Genomic DNA, 8,211 nt, shown 5'->3' on the forward strand with positions numbered 1-8,211 from the left:
AAATCCTTATCTGGCAAGAGACTTAATTGATTAGTTCGCTCTAGAGAAAAATAATTGACAAAAATCGCTAAATGCCTTTCTATACAAGGGTTACATCCTCTATAACCCCCGTTCATTGCATAACATAAACCGAAGAGCCACCTAAGTTGTCAATTTTAACTATATAGCAGTTATCTTAATGATGAGGTGGGAAGTTTTACTTACCCAATCAGGTTACACTGCATCTTGATGAGAAAAGCTATATTCACCTTCACTCATCAACAAATAAGAGGTGAGCTATTTTTAGCTACAAGAGGACCCAGAGAATAGGGAGGCTAAAGTTTAAAACCAAACCTTTTGTTGTCCAGTTATACCATAAGAGTTAAGGATAAACACAAAGGCACAAAGAACACAAACAGAAAGACAGATTCGATTGACTGATAAATATAGCTTTTTCTGTTTAAAAACCGTCGAAAAAAGGAATAGAGCCTGAAACTCTACTCCTCAATCAAAAATTGCAGTTAATTTCTAACCCTATACTACCACAGAAGTCAAAGCTTCTTTGAGGATAGCGGCTTTATCGGTCTTTTCCCAGGGTAAATCGAGATCATTGCGCCCAAAATGACCATAAGCGGCCACATCTTGGTAAAAACGATCGCCTCTTTCCGAGGGTAAACCGCGCAGGTTAAAGGTTTGGATAATACCGGCCGGACGAAGTTCAAAGTATTTATTGATTAAGTCCAGAATCACATCATCAGCGACTTTGCCAGTGCCAAAGGTTTCCACGAAGAGACTCACCGGACGAGCTACCCCAATCGCATAACCCACTTGAATCTCGCACTTATCGGCCAAACCAGCAGCGACGATATTTTTGGCCACATAACGGCAAGCATAGGCCGCGGAGCGATCGACTTTGGTAGGATCCTTACCGGAGAAAGCGCCGCCACCGTGACGAGAATAGCCACCGTAGGTATCGACGATAATTTTCCGTCCCGTTAATCCCGCGTCGCCTTGGGGTCCACCAATGACGAATTTTCCGGTGGGATTAACCAGATAACGGGTGTTGGCATCGGGTTTAATCTCTAAATCGCTGAAAACCGGCTCTACTACCGCTTTCCAGAGATCACTTTTAATCTTTTGTTGGACGAGATCATTATCAGTGATATCGCCGATAGTAGCATCGTGTTGGGTAGAAACAAGGATAGTATCGATACCCACGGGACGACCATCTTCATAAATGACCGATACTTGCGTTTTACCGTCGGGACGCAGATAGGAAAGTTCACCGGTTTTTCTGACTGCCGCTAGACGGCGAGCGATGCGGTGGGCTAAACTAATCGGTAAGGGCATAAATTCGGGGGTTTCATTGCAAGCGAAACCGAAGACAATACCCTGGTCTCCCGCACCAATTTTATCGAGTTCATCATTGCTGAGAAGTTCGCGATTTTCCTGAGCAGCCGTGACCCCCTGGGAAATATCGGGAGATTGTTCGTCTAAAGCGACTAAAACGGTGCAACTATTCGAGGAAAAGCCGTTATCTGCGTTGATATAGCCGATTTCAGCGATTTTCTTGCGAACTAAATCGACGAAGTGAACCTGTGCTTTCGAGGTGATTTCACCAGTAATCAAGACTAACCCTGTATTGACAACCACTTCAGCCGCTACACGACTGTGGTCATCTTGGGATAACAGAGCATCGAGAATAGTATCAGAAATCTGGTCACAAATTTTATCGGGATGTCCCTCTGTAACCGATTCGGAGGTGAACAAATAACGTTTAGACAAGTGATGTCCCTCACATAGTAGTACGTTTGAACGCAAAAAGATTCCAAGAAATCTTTGATAATACAGTGTAACAGGGAATTTGTAGAGATAAAGTATTTTCAATAAGAAACCGCCCGAACAATGTTCGATTGTTCGGACGGAGTGTGGTGTGAGGAGTGAACGGAAACTTTCGTCTCCGCTAATTCCATTGTAGATGACAACTTAGAATCTTGAGCGATTTGAAACAAACTAGCCCAAAAAATTTTTATTTCTTGAAGGGGTTGACTAATGCCCGATAGCCGTCCCGATGATGTAGCCTGATTAATAGAGGTCGCAGAGCTATACGGAAAGATTATGACAGTCACAGCCGATTATTTAGAACAACTCAATCCTTCCCAGTGCCTTGCTGTTGAGCATTTTTGCGGCCCCCTGTTGGTGGTTGCTGGAGCAGGATCGGGAAAAACCAGCGCTTTAACCTATCGTATCGCCCATTTGATCCGTCATCACGGGGTCGATCCGGAAAATATTCTCGCGGTCACTTTTACCAATAAGGCGGCCCGGGAAATGAAAACGAGAATTGAAAAAACTTTTGCTCAACAGAAGGCACAGGAAAAATACGGTCAAAGATTAGAACTTTTGGAAGAATACGAACAGAAAAAACTCTTTTCTCAAGTTTATCGGAATTATACTAAAAAACTCTGGATTGGGACTTTTCACAGTCTTTGCGGTCGGATTTTGCGCTATGACATTAATAAATATCAGGATGAATATGGTCATAGTTGGCAAAGGAATTTCTCAATTATGGATGAATCTGATGCCCAGAGTTTGGTGAAAAATATCGTCACCAAACAGATGAATTTAGACGATAAAAAATTTGATGCTCGCAATCTGCGTTATGCGATTAGTAATGCCAAAAATTTAGGTTTAACCCCCACAGATTACGCCAGAGAAAACCCTCATTTTCGGGGAAGGGTCATTTCTGAGGTTTATCAGACTTATCAGATGCAATTAGCACAAAATAACGCCCTAGATTTTGATGATTTGATACTGGTTCCAGTCCGTCTTTTTCAGCAAAATGAATCTATTCTCGGTTATTGGCACACGCAATTTAAGCATATTTTAGTCGATGAATACCAAGATACTAACCGGATTCAGTACGAGTTAATTCGGCTTTTGTCCACCAATGGTGAAACAAAAAAAAGTGAGTGGAATTGGACGGATCGATCGATTTTTGTGGTGGGTGATGCCGACCAATCTATCTATAGTTTTCGGATGGCAGATTTTACTATTCTGCTCAATTTTCAAGCGGACTTTGGCGATGGTTTACTCGATGATGATACTCGCACGATGGTGAAACTACAGGAAAACTATCGTTCACGGGAAAATATTCTGCAAGCGGCAAATAAGTTAATTGAAAAGAATAGTCAAAGAATCGATAAAGTCCTTGTTCCCACCAGAGAAGGAGGCGAGAGTATTTATGTTTTTAAAGCCAGAGATGAACAGGAAGAAGCAGCTTTTGTTATCGATAAAATTCGAGAATTTACTCAAGAAAACCCCGAATTAAATTGGGGTAGTTTTGCCATTCTCTACCGAATTAATGCCCAATCTCGCCCCTTTGAAGATGGGTTAATTCGCAATAATATCCCCTATAATATTGTCGGGGGATTTAAATTTTATGATCGACAGGAGATTAAAGATGCGATCGCTTATTTACGAGTGATTGCCAATCCTGCTGATACCGTTAGTTTACTGAGAATTATTAACACTCCCCGACGCGGTATTGGTAAAACCACAATCGATAATTTGCTCACAGCTGCCCAAGAATTAGGAGTACCTTTATGGGAAATTATCAGCGACGAAACTTCCGTTAATACTCTCGCTGGTCGTGCGACTAAAAGCATCAATAAATTAGCTAAAACTATCCAAAACCTGCAAGAAAAAATCACCGATTTATCCGCTAGTGAAATCCTAGATCAAATCATGGAAAATTCGGGATATATTGATGAATTAAAACAGCAGGGAACCGAGGAAGCTGATACCCGGATCGAAAATATCCAAGAACTTTATACCGCCGTGGTACAATTTCAAGAGGAAAATGAGGAAACTAATCTACGGGAATTTCTCGCTAGTGCTAGTTTAGCCTCGGACTTAGATAATCTTCAGGAAGGTCAGGAAAAAGTATCGTTAATGACTCTACATTCAGCCAAAGGTTTAGAGTTTCCTATCGTCTTTTTAGTCGGTTTAGAACAGGGCATTTTTCCCCATAATCGTAGTTTAAACGATCCCATTGCTCTTGAGGAAGAACGGCGTTTGTGTTATGTGGGAGTGACTCGGGCCAAGGAACAATTATTTTTAACCTACGCAAAAGAAAGATATGTCTGGGGAAATAAAGAGACTAAGGTAGCTTCCCAATTTTTGCAGGAATTGCCCCCAGAATTGCTCACAAGCAACCTGAAACCCAAAAAGACCCCAAAAGTGGTTCCCATTCAAACAACCGCCTCTAATCAAAGAAAATGGCAGGTAGGCGATCGAGTGTTACACTCTACTTTTGGAGAAGGAGAAGTGACCCATATCCTCGGTACGGGCAAAAAAATGAATCTAGCGGTCAAATTTTCGGGTTTAGGTCAGAAAATCATCGATCCTCGCACCGCACCCATGCAACTTATCCAGGAATAGGTAATCATCTGTAGGGTGGGTTAGGCGAAAATAAGTTATAATCTCACTAAAAATTGAGTATTCGCCGTAACCCACCGGCTTTTTACTCCCTATCTCCCCACTGATAACTGATTACTGTTCACTGATAACTGACACCCCCTGATTCCTCAACTCCGATCGCTACCTGCTGTTAGAATAGAGAATTGCGGTCAGACTGACGATAAAATTGAGAAGCTAAATCCTTGATTCTTAATAGTTGTTGAGAAACTTTCCGCCTACTATCGCAATTATCCGATAATATGGGCAACAGCGAGTTAGTCTATTCAGTCTGTTAAAATTGACCCCCGTTGGTCGTATTCGCGCACTGTCTAACCTTTATGATGAGGATCAGTTAATATGGAATCAATGCAACCCACCGAAACACAAAATCCGATTAGAACAGATTTACCCGGGTCTCTGAGCAAACCCAGCAGCAGCAGCACCGAACAGATTTGGTCTGAATATGTAGAACCAGTTTGGGATTCGGTAATGTCCTATCTGGCTAATGTCCCCGATTATATCGGTAGTTTCTTCTCTGGATACAAAAAACCTTTAATCGTTCTGGGGGCAATTTTAGCGAGTTTTGTCACCGTAAAAGTTACCCTAGCGGTCTTAGATGCGATCGATGATATTCCCCTCCTTGCTCCTATCCTACAATTAGTTGGGATCGTTTACACTGGTTGGTTTGTCTGGCGCTATCTGCTCAAAGATGAAAATCGTCGCGAGTTATTAGCCGAAATTGATGCACTAAAAGCGCAAGTTTTTGGCAGTCACAATAACACTTTATAGATAGAATCAAGCATAAAAAACAAAGGAGTTGAGTGTTTCCGCTCAACTCTTTTGTTTTTGCACAACAGCTTACACTAGAGTTCTTGCATAAGTAGGGTTTGCGGCAAAAAGTACGGGCGAAGCATTCGGATAGAAAATCTCCGGTTTCACCGATAGGTTATTGCCCGAATGCTTCGCCCCTACAGGACGCGGGCCGATGAAGACGCAAGGTTTAGAAGCAGGATTCTCTCAAAATCTTGCACCTGTGGGAGCGAGAAAAGCCACAAAACCGCTACCTTGCCTACATTTCAAATTTATTCAGCAAACCCTAATTAATTTTTGAGAGGGCAAAAATGAGAGAAATAAGCATAAAATTGCCTAAAATTCTTAAATAGAGCATTCAATTGATTAATGCTCATTCTTAATTCTCCTGACTCGGAGAATACTGATTCCTGACCCGACCAACAAACTTTTTCAGCAAACCCTAGCTTAACACCATAGTTCGGAAACCCGTACCGATCGAGCCGTTGTCAGGGGGACTTCTATTTCGGTAAATTAGCACTCGGAAGGTAAGAGTGCTAATCTGGAAAAGGCACTTACCCAAATACAAGACAAACGGAGGATATTCCATGGCTGCAGTCAGCATCAACGTAACAACTGTTAAACCCCTAGGCGATCGAGTTTTCGTTAAAGTTAGCCCCAGCGAAGAAAAAACCGCCGGTGGCATTTTCCTTCCCGACGCCGCGCAAGAAAAACCCCAAATCGGGGAAGTCGTGACCGTCGGCACTGGCAAACGCAACGATGACGGCAGCCGTACCCCTGTGGAAGTGGGTGTGGGTGACAAAGTTCTCTACTCCAAATATGCCGGAACCGATATCAAACTTGGTGGCGAAGAATACGTTCTCCTCTCCGAAAAAGACATTCTCGCCGTCGTTTCCTAATCATCTACCCTTGAAAACCCCTATTTTGCACGAATAACGATACATTATGGCTAAATCTATTATCTACAACGAAGATGCTCGTCGGGCCCTAGAAAAAGGCATGGATCTGCTGGCCGAAGCGGTAGCCGTCACCCTCGGTCCCAAAGGTCGTAACGTCGTCCTCGAAAAGAAATTTGGCGCACCCCAAATCGTCAATGATGGCATCACCATCGCTAAAGAAATCGAACTGGAAGACCATATCGAGAACACCGGTGTGGCTTTAATTCGCCAAGCCGCCTCAAAAACCAACGATGTGGCAGGTGATGGTACAACTACCGCCACCGTTCTCGCCCACGCTATCGTTAAAGAAGGTTTACGCAACGTCGCCGCCGGTGCTAACCCGATTTCTCTGAAAAAAGGGATCGATAAAGCTGCCGATTTCCTCGTCAGTCAAATCGCCAAACACGCGAAACCCGTAGAAGATTCCAAAGCGATCGCACAAGTGGGCGCTATCTCTGCCGGTAACGATGATGAAGTCGGTCAAATGATCGCCTCGGCCATGGATAAAGTCGGGAAAGAAGGCGTAATTTCCCTGGAAGAAGGGAAATCGATGACCACCGAACTAGAAATCACCGAAGGGATGCGTTTTGACAAAGGTTATATCTCTCCCTACTTTGTCACCGACACCGAACGCATGGAATGCGTTTTTGAAGATCCCGCTATTCTGATTACCGACAAAAAAATCGGTTTAGTACAGGATTTGGTTCCCATTCTCGAACAAGTGGCCCGTCAAGGCAAACCCCTAGTAATTATCGCCGAAGACATCGAAAAAGAAGCTTTGGCAACCCTAGTGGTTAACCGTCTGCGCGGTGTTCTTAACGTCACTGCGGTGAAAGCCCCTGGATTTGGCGATCGCAGAAAAGCGATGTTAGAAGATATCGCCGTCTTAACCGGTGGTCAAGTAATCAGCGAAGATGCGGGTTTAAAACTGGAAACCACCAAAATTGACAGCTTAGGTACGGCCCGTCGTATCACCATGAACAAAGATACTACCACCATCGTCGCCGAAGGCAACGACGTGGCAGTGAAAACCCGTTGTGAGCAAATTCGCCGTCAAATCGAGGAAACCGATTCTTCCTACGATAAAGAAAAACTGCAAGAACGTCTGGCTAAATTAGCCGGGGGTGTGGCAGTGATTAAAGTCGGTGCCGCTACCGAAACGGAAATGAAAGACCGCAAATTGCGCTTAGAAGACGCAATTAACGCCACTAAAGCAGCCGTAGAAGAAGGCATCGTCCCCGGAGGTGGTACTACTTTAGCTCACCTGGCTCCCCAATTGGAAACCTGGGCCAAAGAAACCCTACACCATGAAGAATTAACCGGCGCTTTAATCGTTTCTCGCGCCATTGCTGCTCCCTTAAAACGGATCGCTGAAAATGCCGGCCAAAACGGTGCAGTTATTGCCGAACGGGTGAAAGAAAAGCCCTTTAATGTCGGTTATAATGCCGCTACTGGTGAGTTCTCCGATATGTTTGAGGCGGGTATCGTTGACCCCGCGAAAGTGACTCGTTCTGCCCTACAAAATGCCGCTTCTATCGCCGGTATGGTTTTAACTACCGAGTGTATTGTGGTGGATAAACCCGAAAAAGAAAAAGCCGCTGCTCCAGGCGGCGGTGGAGATTTCGACTATTAGTAATTAGTCTATTTTTTCTCGACTCGATCACTTAAATGCGATCGAGTTTTTTTGATGAAAAAACATCTTTTTGCATGAGTGCATGAGTAGAAAACGGGTTTCTCGAAGAAACCCGTTTTTCGTTGCCTCAACCCGACCTACGAATTTACTATACAAACCGGGAAGCTTTTAAGCTGTAGCGACTGTCTTGATTGTCAAGGGCTAATTCAAAAAAACTCAAGCAGTTGCCGTAAAACTCAAAATCTCAAGCCGGAAAAAAGCGCAGCAAAAACTAAGTCGCTCAGGTTAAACCAAAGCAAGCGCAACCCTTGATCAGAGATAACAAAAAGTGTGAATCTCTAGGAACAAGGTGGTAAATTGTCAGCAAGCTGCCAAGGCTGATTTTGGCGAACC

5 protein-coding genes are annotated in these 8,211 nt (G+C 43.8%); 4 read left to right on the forward strand and 1 reads right to left on the reverse strand.

From position 1 onward, the window contains the following. Positions 1-513: 513 nt before the first annotated feature. Positions 514-1,764 carry a methionine adenosyltransferase gene (gene metK, locus IM509_RS16510; protein WP_043995730.1) on the reverse strand — a complete coding sequence of 417 codons (1,251 nt, stop codon included), beginning with the start codon at positions 1,762-1,764 and terminating at the stop codon, positions 514-516. 333 nt (positions 1,765-2,097) lie between these two features. Here metK and pcrA point away from each other — a divergent pair, with 333 nt between their 5' ends. The 4 genes from pcrA to groL all read left to right on the forward strand — a co-directional run bounded on the left by pcrA (position 2,098) and on the right by groL (position 7,818). Then, positions 2,098-4,419 (forward strand): DNA helicase PcrA, encoded by a 2,322-nt coding sequence (gene pcrA, locus IM509_RS16515; RefSeq protein ID WP_185237844.1) that lies wholly within the window; start codon positions 2,098-2,100, stop codon positions 4,417-4,419. 375 nt (positions 4,420-4,794) lie between these two features. Beyond that, positions 4,795-5,226, forward strand: coding sequence for a CAAD domain-containing protein (locus IM509_RS16520; protein WP_002769850.1), 432 nt, complete (start codon positions 4,795-4,797; stop codon positions 5,224-5,226). 608 nt (positions 5,227-5,834) lie between these two features. Further along, a complete protein-coding gene (groES, locus tag IM509_RS16525) occupies positions 5,835-6,146 on the forward strand; it encodes a co-chaperone GroES (RefSeq protein ID WP_072926587.1) in 312 nt (103 codons plus the stop codon). Positions 6,147-6,192: 46 nt separating this feature from the next. Further along, the gene (gene groL, locus IM509_RS16530) at positions 6,193-7,818 is read left to right on the forward strand and encodes a chaperonin GroEL (RefSeq protein ID WP_002744527.1); all 1,626 of its coding nucleotides are present in this window, start codon (positions 6,193-6,195) and stop codon (positions 7,816-7,818) included. Positions 7,819-8,211: the final 393 nt, after the last annotated feature.

Source organism: Microcystis sp. M31BS1, assembly GCF_020245285.1.
Lineage (GTDB): Bacteria > Cyanobacteriota > Cyanobacteriia > Cyanobacteriales > Microcystaceae > Microcystis > Microcystis panniformis.

What these genes read in the sequence shown, in the direction of transcription:
- pcrA (WP_185237844.1), top strand. Translation starts at nt 2,098, where the DNA reads ATGACAGTCACAGCCGATTATTTAGAACAACTCAATCCTTCCCAGTGC.
- IM509_RS16520 (WP_002769850.1), top strand. Translation starts at nt 4,795, where the DNA reads ATGGAATCAATGCAACCCACCGAAACACAAAATCCGATTAGAACAGAT.
- groES (WP_072926587.1), top strand. Translation starts at nt 5,835, where the DNA reads ATGGCTGCAGTCAGCATCAACGTAACAACTGTTAAACCCCTAGGCGAT.
- groL (WP_002744527.1), top strand. Translation starts at nt 6,193, where the DNA reads ATGGCTAAATCTATTATCTACAACGAAGATGCTCGTCGGGCCCTAGAA.